We start from the raw sequence: 25,870 nt of genomic DNA on the forward strand, positions 1-25,870 counted from the left end.
GTTTGCGCCTGGCAATGCTGATGCGCTGCTGAGGGCGGGCGGCACCCTCACCCCAACCCCTCTCCCGGTGGGAGAGGGGCTTTCAGGCAGTGACTGCACGCGAACTCAGTCGTTACCCTTTTCAGCTGCCGCCTTTTCCGCATCACGTTGCCTGCGGATCTGTGCATCCACCGCCGCGATGGCGGTCATGTTCATCACCCGGCGCGAGGTAGCGCTGGTGGTGAGGATGTGCACCGGCTTGGAGATACCCATCAGGATCGGACCGATCGCCACGCCGTCGGTGAACACGCGCACCAGGTTGTAGGCGATGTTGGCCGCCTCCAGGTTCGGCAGCACGAACAGGTTGGCGCGCCCCTTGAGCGTGCTGTTGGGCATGATCTGCTTGCGCAACGCTTCGTCCCAGGCGGTGTCGCCCTGCATTTCGCCATCGATGTTGAGCTCGGGCTTGCGCTTGAGCAGCGCTTCGCGCACCTGGCGCATCTTCAGCGCATCGCGCGAATCGTGGCTGCCGAAATTGGAGTGCGACAGCAGCGCGATATTGGGCTCGATGCCGAACAGCTTGAGGCGATACGCCGCCTGCAACGTGGCTTCCACCACCTGCTCCACCGTCGGGTCTTCCTGCACGTGCGTGTCCAGGAAGAAGAACACGCCCAGCTGGTTGATCACACCGGTCATCGCCGAAGTGGAACTTACCCGTGGCTCCAACGGAATCACGCTGCGGGCGTAGCCCAGCTTCTTGTGGAAGCGGCCGACCACGCCGGACAGCATCGCGTCGGCCTCTCCGCGCGCCACCATGACGGCGGCAATCAATGTCGGACGCGAGCGCATCAGCTCCTTGGCCGCGGTGACGGTCACGCCGCGACGCTCGGTGAGCGCGTGGTAGTACTGCCAGTAATCGTTGAAGCGGGGGTCGTCGAGGATGTTGGTGATCTCGAAGTCCACACCGGCGGTCAGGCGCAGGCCCATGCGTTCGATACGCGCTTCGATGACGTCAGGGCGGCCGATCAGGATCGGGAAGGCCAGGCCTTCGTCGACCACGTTCTGTACCGCGCGCAGCACCACTTCTTCTTCGCCTTCGGCATACACCACGCGCTGCTTGTCGGCGCGCGCGCGGTCGTAGACCGGCTTCATCATCAGGCTGGTGCGGTAGACGAACTGGCCGAGCTTGTCGCGGTAGGCTTCCATGTCGGCGATCGGGCGCGTGGCCACGCCCGAATCCATTGCCGCCTGCGCAACTGCCGACGACAACTCCACCAGCAGGCGCGGGTCCAGCGGACGCGGAATCAGATAGTCCGGACCGAAGCTCGGGGTTTCGCCGCCATAGGCCGCGCCCAGGTCGGAAGCCTCGCGTCGTGCCATCGCCGCGATTGCCTTGACGCAGGCGATCTTCATTTCTTCGTTGATGCCGGTGGCGCCCACGTCCAGCGCGCCGCGGAACAAGTACGGGAAGCACAGCACGTTGTTGATCTGGTTCGGGTAGTCCGAGCGGCCGGTGCCGATGATGCAATCCGGACGCACCGCCTTGGCCGCTTCCGGGGTGATTTCCGGATTGGGATTGGCCAGCGCGAAGATCACCGGCTGGCGCGCCATCGTGGCGACCATTTCCGGTTTGAGGATGCCGGCAGCCGACAGGCCCAGGAAGATATCGGCGCCTTCAACGATTTCAGCCAGGGTGCGCTTGTCGGTGTCGCGCGCGTAGCGCTGCTTGTCCGGGTCCAGGTCGGTGCGGCCGGTGTGGATCACCCCGTCGCGGTCCAGCGCCAGGATGTTCTCCGGCTTCAGGCCCAGCGAGACCAGCATATTGACGCAGGAGATGCCGGCCGCGCCCATGCCGGTGGTGGCCAGCTTGACCTCTTCGATCTTCTTGCCGGTGACCACCAGCGCATTGAGCACGGCGGCGCCGACGATGATCGCGGTGCCGTGCTGGTCGTCATGGAACACCGGGATGTTCATGCGCTCGCGCAGCTTGCGCTCGACGATGAAGCACTCCGGCGCCTTGATGTCTTCCAGGTTGATGCCGCCGAAGGTCGGCTCCAGGCTGGCGATGATGTCGACCAACTTGTCCGGGTCGTTCTCGTTGATCTCGATGTCGAACACATCGATGCCGGCGAACTTCTGGAACAGCACGCCCTTGCCTTCCATCACCGGCTTGGACGCCAGCGGTCCGATGTTGCCCAGGCCAAGCACTGCGGTGCCATTGGTGATCACCGCCACCAGGTTGCCGCGGGCGGTGAGCTCGCTGGCCTGGGTGGCGTCCTCGACGATGGCCTCGCAGGCGAACGCCACGCCTGGCGAATACGCCAGCGACAGGTCGCGCTGGGTCAGCATCGGCTTGGTCGCGGTGACCTTGATCTTGCCGGCCGGCTGCTGGCGGTGGTAGTCGAGGGCGGCCTGTTTGAAGTCGTCGTTGGACATCGGCTGTGTGGGTCTCGAAGGCGCAGGAGGGCTGAATTCTACCCTCCTGCCTGAACAAGGGCCTGTCGCGCAGCTGTCAGCGCGGCAGGGAAATCGCAGGCTGCGGCGCCTCGTGCGCCGATGCCGCGCTCGCGGTCAACGCAGAACGGCCCTGCACCCCGCCGGCATGACCGACGGAATACAGGGCCGTAGGAAACATCAGCGCAGGCTGGCCGGCGCAGCGCCCGGTGCACCCACCGGCGCCTGCAGCGGCGGCTCCCCGCCATCCAGCACCAGCGTGAGGCGGTCGCGATCCAGCGCATTTTCCCAACGCGAGACCACCACGGTGGCGACCGCATTGCCGATGAAGTTGGTTAGCGAGCGGCACTCGCTCATGAAGCGGTCTACGCCCAAGATCAGCGCCATGCCGGCCACCGGCACTTCCGGCACCACGGCCAACGTGGCAGCCAGGGTGATGAAGCCGGCACCGGTAACGCCCGCAGCGCCCTTGGAGCTGAGCATGGCCACCGCCAGCAGCGCGATCTGGTGACCCAGGGTCAGCTCGGTGTTGGTGGCCTGGGCGATGAACAGCGCTGCCAGGGTCATGTAGATGTTGGTGCCATCCAGGTTGAACGAATAACCGGTCGGCACCACCAGACCCACCACCGACTTCTCGCAGCCGGCCTTTTCCATCTTTTCCATCAGCGACGGCAGCGCCGATTCCGACGAGGACGTGCCCAGCACCAACAGCAATTCGGCCTTGAGGTAACGGATCAGCTTGAGTACCGAAAACCCGCACAGCCGGCACACCACGCCCAGGATCACCAGCACGAACAGCAACGAAGTCAGGTAAAACGAGCCCACCAGCCAGGCCAGGTTGACCAGCGATTCCACCCCGTACTTGCCGATGGTGAAGGCGATTGCGCCGAACGCACCGATCGGCGCGGCGCGCATCAGGATGTGGACCAGCTTGAACACCGGAGCGATCAGGGCTTCCAGCAGGTTCAGCACCGGCTTGCCGCGTTCGCCCACCAGCGCCAGCGACACGCCGAACAACACCGCCACGAACAGCACCTGCAGGATGTTCGGCCCGGTCAACTTGCCGTTGACGATCTGGTCGCCGGTGAAGGCGCCGATCAGCGAGTTGGGGATGATGTCCATCAGGAAGCCGACCAGGGTCAGGTCATGCGACTTCTCGACATAGCTCTTGACCGCGCTCTGGTCCAGGTCGGCAGGATTGATGTTCATGCCGGCGCCGGGCTGCACCACGTGCGCCACGATCAGACCCACCACCAGGGCCAGCGTGGAGAAGAACAGGAAGTAGGCCATTGCCTTGCCGAACACCCGTCCCACCGTCTTGAGGTGGGTCATGCCGGCGATACCGGTGACGATGGTCAGGAAGATCACCGGGGCGATGATCATCTTCACCAGCTTGATGAAGGCATCGCCCAGCGGCTTGAGGCTTTCGGCAAAGGCCGGCTCGAAATGGCCCAGCAGGGCACCAAGAACGATCGCCACCACCACCTGGAAGTACAGTTGACGATAGAAGGGCACGGGCGCCGGCATCGGTCCGACAGGCTTGCTGATGTGCATGACACCACTCCGGGGGAACTGGAGGGCGCCTGAGCAGGCACCCGGTGCGGGCATTCTGGCCGCACGTCACAGCTTGGGCCGATAACCCATTGGTACTACGCACTGTCCGTGGGCTGAACGTCGCCTTACACTTCAGCCGCGCCGCCACCGGCCGTTAATTGCGTTTAACGCAGACACCGATTCCTGTGCAGTTGGCCATCCGGACCCTGCGCGTTTCATGAAGCTGTTCAGTGCACCTGCCACGGCAGGACGCCCGGCCCTTCCATCCATCCTCGCCGAAGATCATTCCTATGCGCCTCAATCCGCTCGTCCTCGCGTTGGCCATCGCCGCCGCGCCCGCCGCCGCCAATGCCGCCACCTCGATCGAGAACTGGCCTACCAAGTACACCTTCGGTGACGGCACCGAAATCGGCCTGACCGGCAACTACGCCTACGACGACAACAACTTCTCCGGCGACGACCGCCTGGAAGACCGCACCGATTTCCGCCGCAAGGAATTCGGCGCCACCCTCAAGAAAAAGGGCGTCTATGACGCCATGGTCTATTTCGACTTCGAAGCCAAACTGTGGCTGGACGTGTTCTACCGCTTCGAAACCAAGGCGCTGCTGGGCCAGGACTACGGCCGCGTGCGCCTGGGCTACATGAAGGTGCCGGTGGGTCTTGAGGCGGTGCAGAGCTCGCGTGCGGGCAGCTTCATGGAACTGGGCCTGCCGGTGCAGGCAGTGTTCCAGGGCCGTCGGACCGGCGTGGAATGGACCCTGGAGCGCCAGCAGTACTTGTTGCAGGCCGGCGCTTACGGTGGCAAGGACCTGCAGGGCGACAACCCGGGCACCACCCAGGCCGTGCATGCCGCCTGGACCCCGTTTAAGGCCGAAGGCAACGTGCTGCACCTGGGCCTGGCCGGCTCGGTGGAAAACCCGCGCGGTTTCAGTGATGGCCGCGGCGTGTCGTTCAGCCCGCGCGTGCGCCTGCGCGCCCGCCCGGAAGCCGGCCTCACCGACGTGCGCCTGATCGACACCGGCACCATCCTCGATGTGGACCACGTGATCCGCACCGGCGTGGAAGGAGTCTGGATCCACGGCCCGTTCTCGCTGCAGAGCGAAGCGCTGCGCGCGGAAGTGGCGCGCAATGCCGGCCAGCCGCACTTCATCGCCCAGGGCCAGTACGTCTACGGCACCTGGTCGCTGACCGGCGAGTCGCGCACCTATGCCGGCGGCGTACCGGGCAACATCAAGCCGGCACACGACTATGGCGCGGTGGAGCTGACCGCGCGCTACAGCCGCCTGAACCTGGAAGACAACAACGTCCATGGCGGCCGTCAGCACGACACCACCATCGGCGCCAACTGGTACCTCACCAGCCACTTCAAGATGCAGGCCAACTACAGCTGGGTGGATTCTTCGCGCAACGGCGTGCATGAAACGCCGCATGTGATGGAACTACGCGCGCAGGTGCAGTTCTAAAAGACGCTGCAGCGCTCCAGCGCGCGGGCAACGCACTACCGCGCACTGAGGTCGCCCACGGACAGCTGTCGTCGCAACGGCAGCCGGCGTTTCGATACGGCCGCACCGGTCACGGGTGCGGCCGTTGTCGTTTGGCGCAGCGAGCAGACCTACTCTGCTCGCTGCCGGGCGGGCGCAGCCGGTGCGCGGTGCGCGGTGCGGTGCTGTAGCACGCGTACGCTACGTTTCCTCCGCGACGCACACACGCCCTAGGACTGCTGACTACGCTTGCTAGCCGATCACAAGGCGGCCCGCGCACTGTCAGGAGATGGCTGCGCGTGCAGGAGCGGAACGCCATACTTGACGGCATGTATGCCTCGCAACGCCGCCGCCTGCTGCTTACCCTGGTCATCGTGCTGGGCGGGATGGTGGTGGCCATGCTGCCGGCCGGGCACTTCGTCGAACAGAATGCGCTGCGCGAGGAGAGCACCACCGTGCGTCGGCAGTTGCGTCTGTATGCGCAAGCGCTGCAGCAACGCATCGACCGCTATCGCACGCTGCCGCAGATTCTGGCACTGGATCCGGAGTTGCGCGCGGCAGTCGCCGGCCCGCTATCCCCTGCACAGGTGCAGCAACTCAACCTCAAACTCGAACGTGCCAACAACGTCACCCAGTCGTCCACGCTGACCCTGATCGACCGCAGCGGCATTGCGCTGGCGGCCAGCAACTGGCGCGCGGCGCGCAGCAATGTCGGCATGGATTACGCCTTCCGCCCGTATTACCAACAGGCGCTGGCCACCGGCAGCGGCAGTTTTTACGGCATCGGCATGACCACCAGCGAGCCGGGCTATTTCCTGTCGCAGGCCATCGTCGATGATGCCGGCCAGGTGCAGGGCGTGGTGGTGATCAAGATCGCGCTGGCCGCATTGGAGCGCGAATGGCTGCAGACGCCGGACATCGTGCTGGCCTCCGATGCGCACGGCGTGGTGTTTCTGGCCAGCCGCGCCAGCTGGCGCTACCGCATGCTGGCGCCGCTCACCCCGCGCGACCGCACCGAGTTGCAGACTACCCGCCAGTACGCCAATCAGGGGCTGCTGCCGTTGCGTCGGCGGTTGATCGAACAGACCGGCAACGGCGGCGTGCTGGCCGAGGTGCGCGACCCGCCGCTCGGCGCACCAGTGCTGTGGCAGACGCTGGAAGTGCCCGAGAGTGGCTGGCGCCTGCATCTGCTGCACGACACCCGCGCCAGCGCCGCCGCCGGGCGCGCCGCCGCCATCGCCGCCGCAGGCGCATGGCTGGCGCTGGCGTTGCTGTGGTTGTTCGTGCAGCAACGGCGTCGGCTGTCGGCGTTGCGTCAGCGCAGCCGGCATGAGCTGGAAACCCTGCTACAACAACATGCCGAAGAACTGCGCACCGCCCAGGATGGCGTGGTCACGGCCGCGCAGCAGTCCAACGCAGGCCTGAGCCGCAGCCTGGAACATCTGCCGCAAGGCGTGGTGGTGATCGACGAGGCGCTCAACCTGGTGGCGTGGAACTCGCGCTATGTGGAACTGTTCCGTTTCCCACCGGAGTTGCTCAAGATCGGCCGGCCGATTGAGGACCTGTTCCGCTTCAATGCCCGCCGCGGGCTGCTGGGGCCGGGGCCGATCGAAGCGGCCATCGAGCGACGGCTGAACCACCTGCGCAGCGGCAAGCCGCACATGCGTGAAAGCGAGAAGGAAGACGGCACGGTGCTGGAGATTCGCGGCAATCCGCTGCCCGACGGCGGGTTTGTCACCAGCTACGCCGACATCACCAGCTACAAGAACGCCGCGCGCGAACTGCGCTCGCTGGCCGATGCGCTGGAGCATCGCGTGGCCGAGCGCACCCGCGACCTGGCTGCCGCCAAACGCGAGGCCGAAAGCGCCAACCGCTACAAGACCCGCTTTGTCGCCTCGGCCGTGCACGACCTGCTGCAGCCGCTCAATGCCGCGCGCATGTTCGTCTCGGTCCTGCGCGGGCAGGTGCGCGAGCCCGGCAGCGCGCGCGTGGTCGACAACATCGATGGCGCCCTGGCCGCGCAGGACGCCATCCTCAACAGCCTGCTCGACATCTCGCGCCTGGAAGCCGGCAGCCTGAAGACACAGGTGCGCGACTTCGCACTGGCTCCGTTGCTGGAAACGCTGGCGCGCGAGTTCGGCATCCTGGCCGAAGACCGCGGGCTGGTGCTGGAGTGGGTGCCGACATCGGTAGTGGTGCTGAGCGACGAAACCCTGCTGCGCCGCATCCTGCAGAACTTTCTGTCCAACGCGATCCGTTACACCCCGCGCGGACGCGTGCTGATCGGCTGCCGTCGGCGTGGCGGCTGGTTGCGTATCGAAGTGCACGACCAGGGCCCCGGCATTCCGGACGCGTTGCAGCACGAAATCTTCGAAGAATTCCGCCGCCTGGACGATGGCGTGGCCAATGACCGCGGCGCGGGCCTGGGGCTGGCGATTGTCGAACGTATCGGCCGCCTGCTGGGCCACCGCATCGGCCTGCGTTCAACGCTGGGCAGCGGCAGCGTGTTTTCGGTCACCTTGCCATTGGGCGAACGCGCTGCCATCGCCACGCAGTTGCCGCCGCCCACCGCAACCGCCGAACACGGCAACGAACCCATCCTGCACGGCTGCCGGGTCTGGTGCGTAGACGACGACCCACGTGTTTGCGAGGCCACCCGCGCGCTGCTGGAACGTTGGGAATGCCGCGTGGATTTTTCCGGCGGCCCCGACGAAGCGCTGGCCAGCGCCAGCGCCGATGACGCACCGGAACTGCTGCTGCTGGATGTGCGCATGGGCGCGCACTACGGCCCGATGCTGCTGCCGCAACTGGTAGGCCGCTGGCAACATGAGCCCCGCATCATCCTGGTCACCGCAGAGCCCGACCCGGCGCTGCGCGAGCATGCACAGGAACTAGGCTGGGGCTTTCTGTCCAAGCCGGTGCGCCCGCCGGCGTTGCGTGCCCTGATGACACAGATGCTGTTGCGGCGCGGGTGAACTGCGCCGTCGCGCAGCATCGACAGGCAACAAAGGGCTGCGCTGGGTGTGTCGCGACGCTTCCGGCCTGCTTGCCGCCGAGAGGCCGAATGATGGCGCGCCGTACTGCACGCGTCCCATGCGGCGATTTCCTGGCCCTGCATGGTCCGGCGAGTTTCGCCGGATCGTTTCAGCGTACCGAAGTGCGTGCTGCCTCAAGCGCGCGTTGGCGATGGCGCTAGAGTACTTGCGTCCATTGCTGCACACGTCTGCATCGTACACAGCTCACCTGCCGATTTTTCTCCGCCCCCAGAAAGTTGTGGAGTCCTCATGTTCAGGCCTGCCTCGGTGATATTGACCGCGTTGCTTGCCGCAGGTTGCGCAGCGGAGATGCCCGTGCAGGCGTCCACACCATCGGCGACCGTGCCGCCCTCCGGCCCGGTGCGCGCGGACATGGACCCGTACACCTTGCAGACCCTGGACCGCGTGCTGCACCAGGCATCCAAGCATCGCGGCATGAGTCCGGGGCATCTGATCAAGCTGCTCTCGGCAGAATTTCTCGGCACGCCGTATCAGGCCAACATGCTGCAGGGCTCGGCCACCGTGCCGGAGCGGCTGATCATCGACTTCAGGGGCCTGGATTGCTTCACCTATCTGGACTATGTCGAAGCGGCGCGCCACGCCCATTCGCAGCAGGACTTCGTCGATCGCGTGGTCCTCACCCGCTACGTCGATGGCGTCATCGGCTTCACCTCGCGCAAGCACTTCTTTTCGGACTGGGTCGCACGTCCCTACCAGCTTGCCGACGACATCACCGCAACGCTCAGCCCCAGGGCCGTGAGCGTGGACAAGACACTCAATCTCAAGGCCGATGGCAGCAACTATCTGCCGGGATTGCCGCTGGTGCAGCGGTCCATCACCTACATCCCCGCCGTCAATGTGGACAGCACGGTGGTCCGACAACTGCGCACCGGCGACTATGTGGGCAGGTACTCGCCGGCGCCCGGGCTGGATGTCAGCCATGTCGGCATCTTCGTCATGACCGACCGGGGCCCGGTGTTACGCAATGCCTCATCGCGCCCGGAAAACGAAAAGGTCGTGGACTCGCCGTTCATGGAGTACGTTGCCCGCACGCAGGGCATCGTCGTCTACAGGGCCAGACCCTGATCCCGGTCGCCATGCGGGCAACCGCCAGTCCGGCGGCAAGCATCGTCTCGGTCCGCTCCGCTGGTGCATTGCCGGAGCCACACTGTGTCGATGGGCGTGGGCGAGCCCTCACCCATCTCCCGCTGCAGCGCGCACTGGGTGAGCGTGCGATGCCAACGCAGCGTGCGGATCTGCACGATCGCCGCTGAGCGATCGCGTGGAGGTCGGTGCGACGCCGGCACTCGCGCACCCAACCGGTAGCGTGCCAGGCACCCGGGCGACTGCACCTGCTACACTATCGAGAACGATTCCCATTTGACTTTGCGTCACGGAGCATGTCACGTGCGCCGTCAGCGCCCTGGAGCTCTTACTCGATGAAGCTTTCCGCCCATGGATCGGCCGGCATGCCGTTCGTTGCCACCCTCTGCCTGTTCGCCTCCGCCACCGCTTCGGCCCAATCGGATGTCACCGATACGCTGGATACGGTGGTGGTGGCCGCCTCGCGCTCCAACATGACCGTGGCCGAATCGCCGCAAACGGTGTTGATCATCGACAAGGCGCAGATCCAGCAGCAGCTGACCATCTCTAGCAACTCCTCCGACGTGCTGGCCAACCTGATTCCGTCGTACACGCCCAGCCGCGGCAAGATGAATGGCAGCGGCGAAACGCTGCGCGGGCGTACGCCGTTGATCCTGATCGACGGCGTGCCGCAGTCCAATCCGATCCGTCCCACCGGACGCGAGGCGCACACCATCGATTACTCGATGGTCGAGCGGATCGAGGTGATCCAGGGCGCCAACGCCATCAACGGGCTGGGCGCCACCGGCGGCACCATCAACATCATCACCCGGCGCCCGCGCGACGGTGAGCTCAACCAGCACGTCGATGTGCAGGCCACCGCGCCCACCGCGCAAACGCGTGCGGAAACCACAAGCGTTGAGACCCGCTACCGCGTGGACGGCCGCACAGACAAGCTCGATTACCTGTTCTCGGCCAGCTACAGCGATCAAGGCCTTTACGTAGATGGACAAGGCCGGCCGATCGGCGCCGACAACACTCAGGGCGACCTGATGACCTCCAAGAGCTACGACGTGCTGGCCAAGCTCGGTTACGCGCTCACCGATGCGCAGCGCCTGAGTGTCAGCGTCAACCGCTACCGCATCAAGAACGACAACGACTACATCGGCATCGCCGGCAACCGTACGCAAGGCCTCCCCACCACCTCGGTGCGTGGCACCCCACAAGGCACTGCGCCGTGGAACGATGTCTTGACCTCCAGCCTGTCGTACAGCCACGACGATCTGGCTGGCATGCAGCTGAGTGCGATGGTGTTCAACCAGGAATTCGAAGGGCTGTTCGGCGCCGATAATTCGTCCACGTTCCAGGACCCGCGTATCGCACCGGTCGGCACGCTGTACGACCAATCGCGGTCGGTCGCCTCCAAGTGGGGCAGCAAGGTCAGCCTGACCAAGGACGACCTGCTCGACAGCCGGATCAAGCTCACCGGCGGCATCGACCTGCTGGCAGATACCGGCAAGCAGGATCTCTACGGCACCGGTCGCACCTACGTGCCGGAGTCGGACTATCGCAACCTCTCGCTGTTCGTTCAAGGCGAATACAAACTGCTGCCCACGCTGACCTTGCATGCCGGCATACGCCGCGAAGAGGCCGAGCTGAAGATCGACAGCTACCAGAGCTTGTGGCGCTACAACCGCGTCGATGTCGAAGGCGGCACGCTCGATTTCAACCAGACCCTCTACAACGCCGGCCTGGTCTACACACCGGTCGAAGGGGTGAGTTTCTTCACCAGCTATTCCGAAGGCTTCGGCATGCCGGATGTGGGCAGGGTGCTGCGTGCGATCAACACGCCCGGCACGCGCGTGGCCAGCCTGAGCACGCTGGAACCGATCCTGACCAAGAGCGTAGAAGCCGGCACCCGCCTCACACGCGGCGCGTTCGATGCCGACCTGAGCTACTTCCAGTCCAACTCGGATCTGGGTACGCGCGTGGTACCGATCAATGGCGCCTTCATGATGAGCCGCGAAAAAACCCGCGTGCAGGGCGTGGACGCCAGCCTGGGGTATCGCCTGGATGCTGCGCATCGCCTGCGCCTGGCCTATGCATACACGCGCGGCCGCTACGACAGCGACAACGATGGCCAACTGGATGCGCGCCTGGATGGGCTCAACGTGGCGCCCAATCGCGTGATCGCCTCATGGTCGGCGCAGTGGACGCCAAAGCTGTCGTCGTTCGTGCAGGCCCAGCATGCCTTCAGCCAATCCTTCGACGAAGCGGACAAGCGCTTCAGCGGGTACACGCTGGTCGATGCAACCTTCAACTACTCACTACCGCGCGGTGCCTTGCGGATGGGCGTGTCCAACCTGTTCGACAAGCAGTACATCACCTACTACTCGCAATCGGCCCTGGTCGAGCCGCTACGCTATTTCGCCGGCCGTGGCCGCACGCTGACGCTGGGATATTCGCTGGATTTTTGATGAGGTGGCCGTCGCCAGCAGCACGCTTGCGCGGGGAGCAATGCGCAAGCGTGCCGCGGTGGCGGTGATCCCCGTTTTGCTTGAGTTCGCTGCCGGATGATCGTGAGGCATCGTCGGTGTCGTTTCCGCAGCCCGGCCCACATGCATGCAGAGGCCCCTTTGCTCAGCGTCGCGGTTGTTCACTGCCCGCCCCGGACAACCTGCACCGCCGGTCCCGGATACGCGTGTCATCGCGTAGCCGCGCACAGCAGCATGCCGATGCACCGGCAATAGACGGCACGCGCGTCCGCCCATCCAACCGTCTGCTGCCAGGCATGACAAGCACTGCCCACGCCGCATAAAAGCGCTTCGCGCACGATCCGGACGATCAGGCAAGGATGCCGGATAACCGGGCTCACGCTGCCGGATCTGCAGGCTGCACAGTTGCAGCACGCAACGACGCACGGGAGACCCACATGCATCAGACACGCTCGCTGGACCACTACCGCCTGCTCGGCCGCTCCGGGCTGCGCGTCTCGCCGCTGTCGCTGGGCACCATGACCTTCGGCGAGGCATGGGGCTGGGGCGCGGATGCAAGCGAAGCCAGGCGCATCTTCGATGCCTACGCCGACCGCGGCGGCAACTTCATCGACACCGCGGTCAACTACACCAACGGCGGCGCCGAGCACATCGTCGGCGGCCTGCTCAAGCAGCGTCGCGAGCGCTTTGTGGTGGCGACCAAATTCACCATGGCGCGCGATGCAGACAACATCAATTCCGGCGGCAATCATCGTCTGAACCTGATCCGCTCGGTCGAGGCCAGCCTGCGTCAGCTCGACACCGATCGCATCGACCTGCTGTATCTGCACGCCTGGGACTTCACCACCTCGCCGGACGAAGTGATGTGCGGGTTGGAGCACCTGGTGCAGTCCGGCAAGGTGGTGTACCTCGGCATCTGCAACACGCCGGCCTGGCGCGTGGCGCAATTGCAGACGCTGGCCGATCTGCGCGGCTGGTCGCCCTTGGTCGCGCTGCAGATCGAATACAGCCTGGTCGAGCGCACCGTCGAACACGAGTTGCTGCCGATGGCGAGTGAATTGGGCCTGGGCGTATTGCCGTGGTCGCCACTGGGCGGCGGCATCCTGACCGGCAAGTACAGCCACGCGGATCTGTCCGACGACAACGCGGCAGAGGTCTCCACCAGCCGCAAGGGCGTGATCGCCTCCACCGGGCATCTCAACGCGCGCGCGCTGGAAATCGCCGATGTGGTCGGCACGGTGGCCGACGAGCTGGGCGCTTCGCGCTCGCAAGTGGCGCTTGCCTGGACCTTGCGCAATCCGGCAGTGGTCTCGCCGGTGATGGGCGCACGCACGCTGCAACAGGCCGAAGACAACTTCGGCGCACTGGAGATCGTGTTCAACGACGACCAACTGGCACGACTGGATCAGGCCAGCGGCCTGTCGCCGATCTTCCCGGCGCGTTTCATCGGCCGGCCGATGGCGCAGCAGTTGATCTACGGCACGCACGCACTGCAGCCCCGTAGCTGATGCAAAGGACCCGCAGATGACCAGACCATCCGCCATCGCCGCAGCGCTGTGCCTCGCCGCCGGCGCGTTCGCCGGCGCCGGGGCAATCGTTCCGCGATCGGCAGCCGCCGCCGATGGCTGCGCCGGCACATCGCAGCAGGTGTGCAACACGCAATGCGTCGATGCCGCATTCGCACGTTGGCAGGCAGGCGGCACCGGCTTCTTCGAAGACCTGCTGTCGCCGGACGTGGTGTGGACCATCCACGGCTCCGGCCCGAGCGCCGGCACCCTGCATGGCCGCGACACCTTGATCGACAAGGCGGTGCGCCCACTGACCGAGCGCTTGGCATCGCCGTTGCGCCCGTTGCGGCGGCAACTCTGGGCCGATGGCGAGCACGTCATCGTGCAATGGCAAGGCGCTGCCAACCTGCCCAACGGCGACATCTATCGCAATCAGTACGTCTGGATCCTGCGGATGCGCGACGGCAAAGCTGTCCAGGTGGATGCGTATCTGGATCTGGCCGCCTACGACGCGGTGCTGCAACGTGCACCCGCCCAACTGCGACGCAGGACAAGCACATGACCGATGCACGCATGAGCGCCGCTATTGCTGTTGCACTCGGCGCGGGTGCCGCCGTGCTCTGCAATGCCACCCCGCTTGACGCCACCGCGCGCCCGATGGCGACGACGCATTCCCCACTCCGCACGGAGACGACCATGCAACAGCATCCCTACATCGGCATGTGGGTCACCCGCGATGGGCAGATCCGCCAGGCCTTGTTGGCCAACGGCCGTTACGACGAAGCACGCCATGCACGGCAAAGCGCCTACCAGGGCCGGTACGAAGTCACGGGCAACACCATCCATTACTGGGACGACAGCGGATTCACTGCCGACGGCCGCTTCGTCGGTGCCGACGAGCTGCACCACGGCGGCATGGTGTTCTATCGCCAGCGGGCTGACTGACGTGCTTCATGGACCACTGCACACCCTTTGCTCAGTGCGGCATGCACCACTCGCCCACGCTGGGCATGAGCGCGCTTTCCACACCCAACCGACGACTGTTCGCGACGTTTTTTTGCCGTTCCAACCCCATACGCGACGTGGTGTTCTCAGCCTTCGCCTTCCGGCTCCAGCGCCTTGACCAGCACCGCCGCCTGCGTGCGACTGTAGCAATCGAGCTTTTTCAGGATGGCGGTGACATGCACCTTGACAGTGTTCTCGGCCAGACCGAGTTCGTGGGCGATCTGCTTGTTGAGCAAGCCATCGGCCAGGCTCAGCAATACGCGGAACTGTTGCGGGGTGAGCTGGGCGAGTTTGGACGCCAGTTGCGCGTCCGCCTCCGAGCGCTCGGCAGTCATGGGCGGAAACCAGGTACCGCCGTCCAGCACGCTGGCCACCGCAGTGCCGATGGTGTCGGCCGGCGTGGATTTTGGGATGAAGCCGGCCGCGCCAAACTGCTGTGCGCGCCGGATCACCCGCGGGTGATCGTTGGACGAGATCACCACCACCGGGATGTCCGGATGTTCGCCGCGCACATGCAACAGCGCCGAAAAACCGCGGGCACCGGGCATGGCCAGATCCAGCAGCACCAACTCGGCCTGCGGGTGCGAGCGCAGCATCGCGCTCAGCGTGGTGGCGCTGGACGCTTCCACTACCTGCGCCTGCGGCAGGGTTTGCTGCAGCACGTGGATCACGGCGGCACGGAACAGCGGGTGGTCGTCGGCGACGAGAATGGTGAGATCGGCCATCTGCCAAGTCTGGCACATGGGCGCGTCGGTGTGCCGCAGCGGCGCCGACCGTGCTCCGGTGGTCAGTGCTTGAACCCCGCTGGCACGGTGCGGAGCAGGCAATCGACGTTTGATCGCGGCGCAATCGGCTACCAGTGCGCTTTTGCTGTCTTCATCGGTTGGCCGGCGCTGTCCGCACCCCCACTGCGCACGCGGGTCGCATCGCGCGCGTTGGAACCAAGGCGCTCACTGGCCTGCGCGCGCATCGGCCTTCCCAATATCCATTCGTCGTCAGACAGCCGTGCCGCGTAGCACTCAATGACGATGGCAACGCTGCACCGATGTCGCGCAACCACCCATGATGCTGGCCGGCTGTAGCCACGACCGTGCCAGCACAGCACTACATCATCTAGACGGCGAATGCGCACCCTAACGCGGCGGATGCGTACTCGCCCGCCACGCCTCCAGGAACTGTCGACGCTTGAGTTTGTCCAGATACACCAGCAGGCCGGGACCGAGCGGGATCGGCCGGAACGGCGGTTGCGCCGAGCCGCCACGGCCGCCGGCGGCCGGCAGGATCGGCATCAGCCGCGCTTCGCGCGAAAGCACCTGCTGGCCACGTGGCGACAGCAGATAGTCGAGAAACCTGCGCGCTTCCGGCGCGTGCGGTGCATTCTTGGGAATCACCGCGGTGCGCAGCGCCACCAGCGTGTAGTCCTGCGGCTGCACGATACCCAGTGGCGCACCGGCATCGATGCGCGCCTGCGCGTAGGACCCGAGCACGTTGTAGGCCAGCAGCAACTCGCCGCGACTGACACGGTCCAGCAAGGTGCCGGTGCGCTCTTCCAGCTTGACCTGATTTGCGCCCAGCGCGGCCAGCAGCGCGCCGGCAATGCTACCCACCTGCCCGTCCTGGGTGGCGAACAGGTAGCCCACGCCGCTGCGCTCGACATCGTAGGTGCCCACCTTGCCGCGCAACGGCGCATCGGGCGCACGCAGCAACGCCAGCAGTTGGCGTCGCGTGCGCGGGACGCGTGCGGCGTCGAGCTTGCGTGTGTTGTAGACGATGGCCACCGGCTCGTAGCTGATGCCGAATACCTCGTGCCGCCATTGCGCCCAGACCGGCAACGCTTCGGTCTGGGCAGAACGATGGGCCAGTGCGTGCCCATCGTTCACCAGCTTGGTCTGCAGATCCATGCTGGCGCTGATCAGCATGTCCGCCGTGGGCGCACCCACGCCCGGACGCAGATAGCGCGCATAGATGTCCCAGGCAATCACATCCTCGTAGATCACCTCGGTGCCGGGATGCAGGCGCTGGTAGTCCTGAATGACCGCGCCGAACACTTCCAGATCGGTGGAACCCTGCACGCGTAGCTGCGCATGCATCGGCCCAGGCGCGGGAAAGCGCCGCACATCGCCCGGCGCCGCCAAAGCCAACCCGTGCACCAGCAACAAGACCATCGCCCACAGCCTGCGCATCACGTGGTTCCCCCGGGGAAATGCAACGAGGCAATCAACCCGCCACCGATGCGATTGGCAAGATCGATACGCCCCCCATGCGCTTCGACCACGCGCTTGACGATGGCAAGCCCCAGGCCCGCCCCGCCCGCCGGTGCATCCGGACCACGCACGAACCGTTCGAACACTCGCTCGGCTTCGGCGGCCGGAATGCCTGGACCGTGGTCGGCGATGGTCAGCACGTGGTGATTGCCATCGCTGGTCAACGCCACCTGCAGCGACGCGCCACCACCGTATTTGCAGGCATTGTCGATCAGATTCTTGAGCGCTTCGCGCAGCAGCAACGCATCGCCGCGCAGCAGTGCCGGCTGCGGATCGATGGCCAGCTGCACGCGCGGTGCGCCTTCGCTACGCGGCAACGCTTCGTGCAATGCCTGGTGCAGCACCTCGGCCAGGTCCACCGTGGCAAAACGCTGCAGGTTCGAACGATGGATCACGCTTGCATCGCTGAGCAATTGATTGAGCAGGCGGCTCATGTGGCTGGCGTTGCGCTCGATCGCGGCCAGGCTGCGTTGCATGTCGCGCGGGTCGTCGTCGTCCATGGCCAACTGGGCCTGCGCGCGCAACGCGGCTAGCGGCGTGCGCATCTGGTGCGCGGCTTCGGCCATGAACGCACGCAAGGTCTCGTTGCTGGACGACAGCCGCGCCATGAAGCGATTGAGCGCGGCCACCATCAACTGCATCTCCTGGGGCGCCGGCACGTTGAGCGGTTTCAGGTCCGATGGCTCGCGCCGCGACAGGTCGCGCTCGATGCGCTGCAATGGGCGCAGCGCGCGGTATACGCCCAGCCACACCAGGCCCAGCGCCAGCAGCGACAACACCCCGATCGCGATCAAGGCGTTGAGCACCACATCGCGCGCCACCGCATCGCGTGCGCGCCGGGTCTGGCCCACCTGCACGCGCACCTCGCCCTGCCCGGAGGCCGATGCCACCCGATGCATCACCACTGCAAAGCGCACTGGCTCGCCACTGTACTGCGCGTCGAACAATACTGGCCGCTCATCGCTGGGCGCGCGCGCCGGCAGCGGCAACGCCTCTTCGCCGGTGATGGTGCGGCCCTGCGCATCGAACACGCGGTAGAACACGCGATCTTCCGGCGCCATGCCAAGCAGATCCAGAGAGGCGTAAGGCAGATCCACCTGCCAGTCGCCGCCGACCAGCGCCACGCTATCGATGATGGATAGCGCAGAGGACACCAACAGGTGATCGTAGGACCGGTTGGCCGCTCGCTCGCCGTAATCGCGCGCCGCAAAAAACAGCACCACCGCGCCCAGCAGCGACAGGCTGCCCAGATACAGCAGCAAGGTGCGCCGGATCGACGGCGCCACCGTCAGCGGCTCAGCCATCGCTGCCCGGCTCCACCGGTGCATGCGGGTCGGCTTCTTCGAGCTTGTAGCCGGCACCGCGCACGGTGACGATGCGTAGCGGCGCGCTGGCCAGCTTGCGCCGCAGACGACCGACATACAGCTCGATCGCATTGGGCCCGGCATCGTCGTCGAAACCGAACAGGCCGTTGCCGATCTCGTCCTTGCCGACCACATGGCCCAGTCGCCCGATCAGGATTTCCAGCAGACGGTATTCGCGGTTGGGCAATTCGATCGGCGTGCCATCGAGGGTCACCGTATGTGCGGCGTTGTCGAACACGAATCCGCCGATCTGCACCACTTCGCTGGCCTGGCCGCGATTGCGGCGCAGCAGCACACGGCAACGCGCCTCGAATTCGCGGAAATCGAACGGCTTGCCCAGGTAATCGTCCGCGCCCACGTCCAATGCCTGTACGCGGTCTTCGATGCCATCGCGCGCGGTGAGCATCAGCACCGGCGTGCTATCGCCGCGTTCGCGCATCCCGGCCAGCACGCGCAATCCGTCCAGCTTGGGCAAGCCGATATCCAGCACCACCAGATCGAAGCTCTGATAGCGCAACACGCTGGCCGCCGCCAACCCGTCGGCCTGCCAATCCACCGCATGCCCGCTACGGCGCATGCGTCGCACGATGGCATCGGCGAGGTCGGCGTTGTCTTCGACTAGCAGCAGGCGCATGAATGGGGAATCGGAAATGGGGAATCGGAACGGCGATGGGTCGCGGCCGGAAGGTAACAGGCCAGGCGAACAAAAGCTTCTACGCCCCAACAATTCCGCTGCCCCAATCCCGCTCTTGCGATTCCCCATTCCCGATTCCCCATTCCCCCCCAACGACAGGTCCATGACAGCTTCGCGGGACTAGGCTGCACCCAACGCGCCGCAGTGTGGTTGTGCGGTGCATCGCTGAACGTGATTCACACATGTACCTGGGAGGGTCTGTGAGCAACGACACTTTGCGTCTGCGCGCCTTCACCGCCTGCGCGGCGATCTGCCTGGCACCGGCGGCGCACGCGGCCGACGAGGCCGGCCCGGTCACTGCCGAGGTGGGCGGGCGTGTGCACTGGGACTTCACCGTGTTCGACAACGATGAACGCGGCACACCCGAGCGCAACGACACCCAGTTCCGCCGCGTGTGGCTGGATGTGGCAGGCAAGTTCTACGGATTCAATTACAAGGCCGAAGCGGAATTTGCCGGCCTGCAGTACGAATCAGGCAGCCGCGGCATCCTGGCGCGCGATGTGTACATCGCCAAGAAATTCTCTGCCGGTACGCTGACCGTTGGCCAGTTCAAACAATACTTCTCGCTGGATGATCGCACCGGTTCCAACTACGGCCCGTTTCTGGAACGCGGATACGCTTCGACCACCCTGGCACCGATCTACCGCAAGGCGATTTCCTGGCAGACCAATCGCCCGGATGCGACCTGGTCCACGGCCGCCTACAGCCTGGAAAGCATCGATAACTCGTCTACCAAGGGCGGGGCGCTCGGTACGCGCCTGACCTACGCGCCGGAAATGGGCGAGGCGCGCTTGCGCCACCTGGGCATCTCGCTGGCGCACGAGCGCTATTCGCATCCCGGCAGCGGTGGCGCGGCATCGCTGTTGATCCGCCCTCGGCCGGAAAACGATTTGGCCAACAACAGCCGCATCACGTTGGCGCGCTTTGCCGATGGCCGCGATACAGACTTCGACAAGTGGTCGCTGGAATATGCCGAAGTGCTTGGCCCGTGGTCCTGGCAGACCGAATTCAGTGGCGGCCTGCTCGACGACGGCGCGCAGCACGCCAAGGTGTTGGCCAGCTACGGATTGGTGAGCTGGTTCGTGACCGGCGAGTCGCGCGGCTACGACCGCAAGACTGGTCGTTTCAGCCGTATCGCCACACCTCATCGCCCTTCCGGCGCGTTCGAGCTGGCATTGCGCTATGACTATATGCGCGGCGATCAGCATCTGGATGGGCAACCGGACTTCCTCAATGCCAGCACGCAGTCGTGGACGCTAGGCGGCAACTGGTATTTCAGGCCGAATCTGCGCGTGATGCTCAACGTGATCGACAGCCGCAACCGCGATCGCATGGCCGATGCGGTCGTGGACCACACGCTGGCGGTGACTGGCCGCTTTCAGTACGACTTCTGATGACGTGCATGCCTGGGCCAGGATGCAAGGCGATTGAAAGCACTGCGCAGCGCAAGCATGGCGCCGTTGTCGTCACTGCTGATCCGGCGCATCAGGAGCAGCGGCCAGTTCGACACACGAAAATGCGCTCGGCGGCCGCGCACGATGCGCAACCACGTCATCGCCGTTGCCTGTCCTGCGCAGCGGCGCGCTCCACCCTCTCCCTGCTGTATGTCCCAAAGGATCTGCCCGCATGCTGACCGCGCTCGGTTTCGGAATGGTGATCACCTTCATGTACCTGATCATGAGCAAGCGGCTGTCGCCGCTGGTGGCTCTGATCACGGTGCCGATCGTGTTCGCGTTGCTGGGCGGCTTCGGCTCCGGCATCAACGAGATGATGCTCGAGGGCATCAAGAAGATCGCGCCCACCGGCGTGATGTTGATGTTCGCCATCCTCTACTTCGGGGTGATGATCGATGCCGGCCTGTTCGACCCGCTGGTCGGGCGCATCCTGCGACTGGTCAAGGGCGACCCGCTGAAGATCGTGATGGGCACTGCAATCCTGGCGATGCTGATCTCGCTCGACGGCGATGGCTCCACCACCTACATGATCACCGTCTCGGCGATGCTGCCGCTGTATCAGCGCCTGGGCATGAACGCGCTCAACCTCACCTGCGTCACCATCCTGGCCAGCGGCGTGATGAATCTGACCCCGTGGGGTGGCCCCACCGCACGCGCGGCGACAGCGTTGCATGTGGACCCGGCCGATGTGTTCGTGCCGCTGGTGCCGGCGATGCTGCTGGCGATTGCCGGCATCCTCGCGTTGGCGTGGTATCTGGGCATGCGCGAGCGTCGCCGTCTAGGCGTGGTGCGCCTGCCGGCCGACGGCAACTGGCTGGACACCAGCATTCCCGAAGACAACGACGCCCTGCCGCGTGTGGAAGACACCGAGGACATGAAGCGTCCCAAGCTGCTGTGGGTCAATCTGATCCTGACCCTGGCGCTGATGGGCGCGCTGGTCGTCGGCGTGCTGCCGATGCCGGTGCTGTTCATGATCGGCTTCGCGTTGGCGCTGATGATCAACTACCCCAACCTGGCCGAACAGCGCCGCCGGCTGGTCAATCACGCCGGCAATGTGCTGTCGGTGGTGTCGCTGATCTTTGCCGCCGGCATCTTCACCGGCATCCTGTCCAACACCGGCATGGTGGAAGCGATGTCGCGCAGCTTCCTGGCGGTGATCCCGGACAGCTGGGGCCCGTACCTGGCGGTCATCACCGCGATCGTCAGCATGCCGTTTACGTTCTTCATGTCCAACGACGCGTTCTATTTCGGCGTGCTGCCGATCCTGTCCGAGGCGGCTGGCCACTACGGCATTACCCCGGTGGAAATGGCCCGCGCCTCGCTCGCCGGCCAGCCGGTGCATCTGCTCAGCCCCCTGGTGCCCTCGACCTATCTGCTGGTCGGCCTGGCCAAGGTCGACTTTGCCGACCATCAGCGCTTCACGCTGAAGTGGGCGGTGCTGATTTCGATGTTGATGCTGGGCGGCGGGTTGTTGTTTGGTCTCTTCCCGTTGGCACGTTGACCGCCGCCGGGAATGGGGAAGCGGGAGTGGGGAATCGGTAGAGCAGTGCTGCGCTCGCATTTCGATTCCCGACTTCCACTCTGAAAAAAACGGACCCGCAACAGCGGCTCCTGCTCTACCGATTCCCCACTCCCGATTCCCCATTCCCAAACTCCGAAGGAGTTCAAGCAATGACTCTCCGCATCGCATACGTCACCAGCGGCATGGGCAGTGTCGGCACCGCAATCTGCCAGAAGCTGGCGCGCAGCGGGCATACCGTGGTAGCCGGTTGCGGGCCCAATTCGCCGCGTAAGTCGGCCTGGTTGCGCGAACAGCGCGAGCAGGGCTTCGACTTCGTCGCCTCCGAAGGCAATGCCGCCGATTGGGACTCCACGGTGGCAGCCTTCGCCAAGGTCAAGGCCGAAGTCGGCGAGATCGATGTGCTGGTCAACAACGCAGGCGGTAGTCGCGACACCTTGTTCCGGCAGATGACACGCGACGACTGGAATGCGGTGATCGCCAGCAACCTGCATTCGTTGTTCAACATCACCAAACAGGTGGTGGATGGCATGACATCGCGCGGCTGGGGACGCATCGTCAATATCGGCTCGGTCAGCGCGCACAAGGGCCAGATCGGGCAGATCAATTTCGCTACCGCCAAGGCCGCGATGCATGGTTTCAGCCGTGCGCTGGCGCAGGAAGTCGCCTCGCGTGGGGTCACCGTCAATACCATTTCGCCCGGCTATATCGCCAGCGCCTCGATCAGCAGTTTTCCGCCGGACGTGCTCGACCGCCTGGCCACCTCGGTGCCGGTGCGCCGGTTGGGAAAGCCGGTCGAAGTTGCCGGACTGTGCGCATGGCTGGCCTCCGACGATGCCGCCTATGTGACCGGCGCCGACTATGCAGTCAACGGCGGCCTTTATATGGGCTGACACGATCGGTTGGTTACGAATGGTTGTCGTGCACACATCGGCACGCCAGCTGCGATCACGCAGAACGATTCACCCAACCGCGATGCCGCCGGCACCTGGAATCGGCAAATACCCCGCTACGGTCCTGCGCACTGTCCATGACAACCTGCCGGCGGTTCTCGGCATTTCCTTCGCCGCTCTCGACATTGCATACGCCACTTGACCGCTGATGTCCCGCTGCCTCCCGATGCAGCACCCGACAGCCGCGCCCGCCCGGCGCGTGACCTGCAACCGTCGTCGCACGGCTAGGACGCGTGTGCGCAATGGCACAGCGCCGTCGCGCACAAGCGACCGCCACTGCACGAACAACCCGCCTCTAGTGCGAACTGATTACACTCTGGCTTTTCCGCAGTGCGCTGCCATGGCCAAACCTTCAGAACGCACCACGCCCAATGCGCGCCCGCAGATGGCCGACATCGCCCGCATGGCGGGCGTGTCCGAGTCCACCGTGTCGCGCGCCCTGGCCGGTAGTCCGGTGGTGGCCGAGCGGACCCGCGCCTATATCAAGCAGATTGCCGCCGATGCCGGCTACCAGGTCGACCCGGTTGCGCGCAGCCTGCGCGCCAAGCGCTCCAACACGGTGAGCGTTGCGGTACCGATGATGCACGCACTGGATCAACCGCTGTCCGATCCATTCCTAATGACCATGCTAGCGTTGCTGGCCGAAGAGCTCACCGGGCGTGGCTACAGCATGTTGCTGTCCAAGCTGGATCGACATCAGGATGGCTGGGTAGAGCAGCTCGCACGCGGTAGCCGCTCCGATGGCGTGATCGTGCTCGGGCAAAGTTCCGAACACGCCGCGCTGGACGAAGCTGCGCGCGATGGCCTGCCGATGGCCGTATGGGGCAGCCGCATCGATGGGCAGTCGTACATCAGCGTGGGCAGCGACAACTTCCAGGGCGGCGCGCTTGCCACCGAACACCTGATCGCCAGCGGCCGCCAGCGCATCGCGTTTCTGGGCGACGACCAGCTCCCCGAGGTGGCGCCGCGGTTTGCCGGCTACCGTCATGCGCTGGAACAACACGGGCTGGAGTTCGACACCCGCCTGCACGCGCGCAGCCATTTCGTCAGCGAGGATGCCTACCGCCTCACCCGCGCCATGCTCAAGAAGACCGACCCGCCGGATGGACTATTTGCGGCGTCGGACGTGATCGCCGTGGGTGCCATCCGCGCCCTGGTCGAAGCCGGCCATCGCGTGCCGCAGGACATCTCGCTGGTGGGCTTTGACGATATTCCGCTGGCCGCCTACAGCCAGCCGCCGCTGACCACGGTGCGGCAGGATCTGGGACTGGCCGCGCGCTTGCTGGTCGACAGGCTGTTGGCGCTGATCGCGGGCGAAACAGTGGAATCGGTTGAAATGCCGGTGAAACTGGTGGTGCGCGAGTCGGCGTGAGGCGTGAGGCGGGGAATCGGGAATCGGGAATCGGGAATCGGGAATCGGGAATCGTAAGCGTGCGCGCGGCGCGCTGTTAGCAGTGGCAAACGTGTTTTTTTGCTTGCAGATCTAGCGCGCGGAGGCTGTACGTCTTGTGTGGTAACGCGCTTTAGTTGTTTGTGATTACGCAGTCACCGGCTTCGGCTTGCGGATACGCACGCACAGCATCGCCACTGCCGCTGCCAGCAACAGCGCGCCGGCCAGGCGGATCACGTTGCGCGGGTCGCCGTGCAGCCATCGCTCGTAATACAGCGGCAGGGTGACGATCTGGATCAGCATCGGCAGCACGATAAACAGGTTGAACAAGCCCATGTACACGCCGGTGCGCTCGGGTGGAATGCTGTCGGCCAGCATCAGATAGGGATTGCCCATCATGCTGGCCCAGGCCAGGCCAATCCCGATCATCGGCAACAGCAACAACCAGCGGTTCTCGATACCCGGCAACACCCACATGCCGACGCCGGCCGCCAGCAGGCAGGCCGCATGCGTGTATTTGGGGCCGAAGCGGCGGACCACCGGCACCATCGCAAAAGCCGCCAGAAACGCGATGAAATTGTAGAACCCACCGATCTGTCCATTGACCAGACCGGCTTGGCGAAAGCCGTGCGAGGTGGCGTCGGTGGTACCGAACAAGGTGGTCGACAACGACAGCACGATGTACTGCCAGTAGCAAAAAATTCCATACCACTGGAACAGCATCACCGGCGCCAGCTGGCGCATGGTAGGCGGCATGTCGCGCAGCGCACCGCCAATCTCGCGCGCCACCGCACCCAGGCCGGCGCCGCGCTGGCGCATGCGCGCGATCTCGGCCGGTGCGATTGCAGGCTCGCGCACGCTGCGCGCGGTGAGCAGGATGGACGCGGCCGAAAACCCCGCACCAATGACGAACGCGGCGATGGTGACATACGGAATATGATGCGCATTGGCGGCATCCTGATTCATGCCGCACCACACCAGCAACGGTGGAGTCAGATACGCCAACGTCTGCGCAAGTCCAGTAAACGCGCTTTGGGTGAGATACCCAAGTGGCCGCTGCGGTGGCGCAAGCACGTCGCTGACCAGCGCACGGTAGGGCTCCATCGCCACGTTGTTGGCCGCATCCAGCACCCACAGCAGGCACACCGCCACCCACAGTGCCGTGCTGAATGGCATCGCCAACAGGCACAGGCTGCACACCAATGCGCCCAGCACCATGTACGGCATGCGGCGGCCCCAGCGGGTCACCGAGCGGTCGCTCCACGCCCCCACGAACGGCTGCAGTACCAGCCCGGTGATCGGCCCGGCCAGCCACAAGTACGGCAGGCTGGCGTGGTCGGCGCCCAGGTAGTTGTAGATCGGGCTCATGTTGCTCTGCTGCAACCCGAAGCTGTACTGCACACCGAAGAAACCGGCGTTGAGCGCCAGGATGCGCGCAAAAGAGAGCGGAGGAGCGGTCGACGACATGCAAGGCCCTGGGCATCGGTGCGGCTCCCAGTGGCCGCAGCGCACTGTACCCTGCCGTTTATGCAATCGATTGTAACGCTGCGGCGCAACACGCCGCTCCTTAGAAATTTGAGACTTTTTACTTAGGTTAAAATGCTGCAATGCAAGATTGCAATCGATTGTGTTCGAGCG

19 protein-coding genes are annotated in these 25,870 nt (G+C 65.1%); 11 read left to right on the top strand and 8 right to left on the bottom strand.

The window, feature by feature from the left end; genetic code table 11:
- Positions 1-105: 105 nt before the first annotated feature.
- Both BJD12_RS08355 and BJD12_RS08360 read right to left on the bottom strand, forming a co-directional pair.
- On the bottom strand, positions 106-2,415 hold the full coding sequence (locus tag BJD12_RS08355) for an NADP-dependent malic enzyme (protein ID WP_005990904.1): 2,310 nt from the start codon (positions 2,413-2,415) through the stop codon (positions 106-108).
- Between the two features lie 198 nt (positions 2,416-2,613).
- Entirely contained in the window at positions 2,614-3,987 is a 1,374-nt protein-coding gene (locus BJD12_RS08360; protein ID WP_005990908.1) for a dicarboxylate/amino acid:cation symporter, read from the bottom strand.
- 290 nt (positions 3,988-4,277) lie between these two features.
- Between BJD12_RS08360 and BJD12_RS08365 the strand changes: the two genes are divergently transcribed.
- From BJD12_RS08365 to BJD12_RS08395, 7 genes are all read left to right on the top strand, one after another.
- A complete protein-coding gene (locus BJD12_RS08365; RefSeq protein WP_005990910.1) occupies positions 4,278-5,450 on the top strand; it encodes an OprO/OprP family phosphate-selective porin in 1,173 nt (390 codons plus the stop codon).
- Between the two features lie 347 nt (positions 5,451-5,797).
- Positions 5,798-8,443: a hybrid sensor histidine kinase/response regulator gene (locus BJD12_RS08370; protein ID WP_005990911.1), complete on the top strand. Its 2,646-nt coding sequence runs from the start codon at positions 5,798-5,800 to the stop codon at positions 8,441-8,443.
- Positions 8,444-8,752: 309 nt separating this feature from the next.
- Positions 8,753-9,589: a DUF1460 domain-containing protein gene (locus tag BJD12_RS08375; RefSeq protein WP_042827843.1), complete on the top strand. Its 837-nt coding sequence runs from the start codon at positions 8,753-8,755 to the stop codon at positions 9,587-9,589.
- Positions 9,590-9,942: 353 nt separating this feature from the next.
- Entirely contained in the window at positions 9,943-12,063 is a 2,121-nt protein-coding gene (locus BJD12_RS08380; protein ID WP_228861022.1) for a TonB-dependent receptor, read from the top strand.
- Positions 12,064-12,518: 455 nt separating this feature from the next.
- Positions 12,519-13,589, top strand: coding sequence for an aldo/keto reductase (locus BJD12_RS08385; RefSeq protein ID WP_005990917.1), 1,071 nt, complete (start codon positions 12,519-12,521; stop codon positions 13,587-13,589).
- A gap of 16 nt (positions 13,590-13,605) precedes the next feature.
- Positions 13,606-14,151 (top strand): nuclear transport factor 2 family protein, encoded by a 546-nt coding sequence (locus BJD12_RS08390; protein ID WP_005990919.1) that lies wholly within the window; start codon positions 13,606-13,608, stop codon positions 14,149-14,151.
- Positions 14,148-14,534 carry an Atu4866 domain-containing protein gene (locus BJD12_RS08395; protein ID WP_005990921.1) on the top strand — a complete coding sequence of 129 codons (387 nt, stop codon included), beginning with the start codon at positions 14,148-14,150 and terminating at the stop codon, positions 14,532-14,534. Before BJD12_RS08390 ends, BJD12_RS08395 begins: the two co-directional genes overlap by 4 nt.
- Positions 14,535-14,680: 146 nt before the next feature.
- On the opposite strand, the gene BJD12_RS08400 is transcribed toward BJD12_RS08395, so the two are convergent.
- The 4 genes from BJD12_RS08400 to BJD12_RS08415 form a co-directional block, all read right to left on the bottom strand.
- On the bottom strand, positions 14,681-15,319 hold the full coding sequence (locus tag BJD12_RS08400; protein ID WP_005990924.1) for a response regulator transcription factor: 639 nt from the start codon (positions 15,317-15,319) through the stop codon (positions 14,681-14,683).
- A gap of 408 nt (positions 15,320-15,727) precedes the next feature.
- Positions 15,728-16,777, bottom strand: coding sequence for an ABC transporter substrate-binding protein (locus BJD12_RS08405; RefSeq protein ID WP_039428597.1), 1,050 nt, complete (start codon positions 16,775-16,777; stop codon positions 15,728-15,730).
- Positions 16,777-18,162, bottom strand: a complete 1,386-nt coding sequence (locus BJD12_RS08410; protein WP_039421621.1) for a sensor histidine kinase — start codon at positions 18,160-18,162, stop codon at positions 16,777-16,779. Before BJD12_RS08410 ends, BJD12_RS08405 begins: the two co-directional genes overlap by 1 nt.
- Positions 18,155-18,856: a response regulator transcription factor gene (locus BJD12_RS08415; protein WP_005993785.1), complete on the bottom strand. Its 702-nt coding sequence runs from the start codon at positions 18,854-18,856 to the stop codon at positions 18,155-18,157. The genes BJD12_RS08410 and BJD12_RS08415 overlap by 8 nt, the downstream gene beginning before the upstream one ends.
- A 260-nt stretch (positions 18,857-19,116) precedes the next feature.
- Here BJD12_RS08415 and BJD12_RS08420 point away from each other — a divergent pair, with 260 nt between their 5' ends.
- Positions 19,117-20,310: an OprO/OprP family phosphate-selective porin gene (locus tag BJD12_RS08420; protein ID WP_042828155.1), complete on the top strand. Its 1,194-nt coding sequence runs from the start codon at positions 19,117-19,119 to the stop codon at positions 20,308-20,310.
- On the opposite strand, the gene BJD12_RS24195 is transcribed toward BJD12_RS08420, so the two are convergent.
- Positions 20,295-20,471 carry a hypothetical protein gene (locus tag BJD12_RS24195; protein WP_155616297.1) on the bottom strand — a complete coding sequence of 59 codons (177 nt, stop codon included), beginning with the start codon at positions 20,469-20,471 and terminating at the stop codon, positions 20,295-20,297. The genes BJD12_RS08420 and BJD12_RS24195 overlap by 16 nt on opposite strands.
- A gap of 71 nt (positions 20,472-20,542) precedes the next feature.
- Here BJD12_RS24195 and BJD12_RS08425 point away from each other — a divergent pair, with 71 nt between their 5' ends.
- The 3 genes from BJD12_RS08425 to BJD12_RS08435 all read left to right on the top strand — a co-directional run bounded on the left by BJD12_RS08425 (position 20,543) and on the right by BJD12_RS08435 (position 24,214).
- On the top strand, positions 20,543-21,871 hold the full coding sequence (locus BJD12_RS08425; protein ID WP_005993783.1) for a CitMHS family transporter: 1,329 nt from the start codon (positions 20,543-20,545) through the stop codon (positions 21,869-21,871).
- 170 nt (positions 21,872-22,041) lie between these two features.
- On the top strand, positions 22,042-22,782 hold the full coding sequence (phbB, locus tag BJD12_RS08430; protein WP_005993781.1) for an acetoacetyl-CoA reductase: 741 nt from the start codon (positions 22,042-22,044) through the stop codon (positions 22,780-22,782).
- Positions 22,783-23,182: 400 nt separating this feature from the next.
- Positions 23,183-24,214: a LacI family DNA-binding transcriptional regulator gene (locus BJD12_RS08435; RefSeq protein ID WP_042828154.1), complete on the top strand. Its 1,032-nt coding sequence runs from the start codon at positions 23,183-23,185 to the stop codon at positions 24,212-24,214.
- A gap of 165 nt (positions 24,215-24,379) precedes the next feature.
- On the opposite strand, the gene BJD12_RS08440 is transcribed toward BJD12_RS08435, so the two are convergent.
- Positions 24,380-25,699: an MFS transporter gene (locus BJD12_RS08440; RefSeq protein WP_005993777.1), complete on the bottom strand. Its 1,320-nt coding sequence runs from the start codon at positions 25,697-25,699 to the stop codon at positions 24,380-24,382.
- Positions 25,700-25,870: the final 171 nt, after the last annotated feature.

The organism is Xanthomonas vesicatoria ATCC 35937 (genome assembly GCF_001908725.1).
In the GTDB taxonomy this organism is placed as follows: Bacteria; Pseudomonadota; Gammaproteobacteria; order Xanthomonadales; family Xanthomonadaceae; genus Xanthomonas; species Xanthomonas vesicatoria.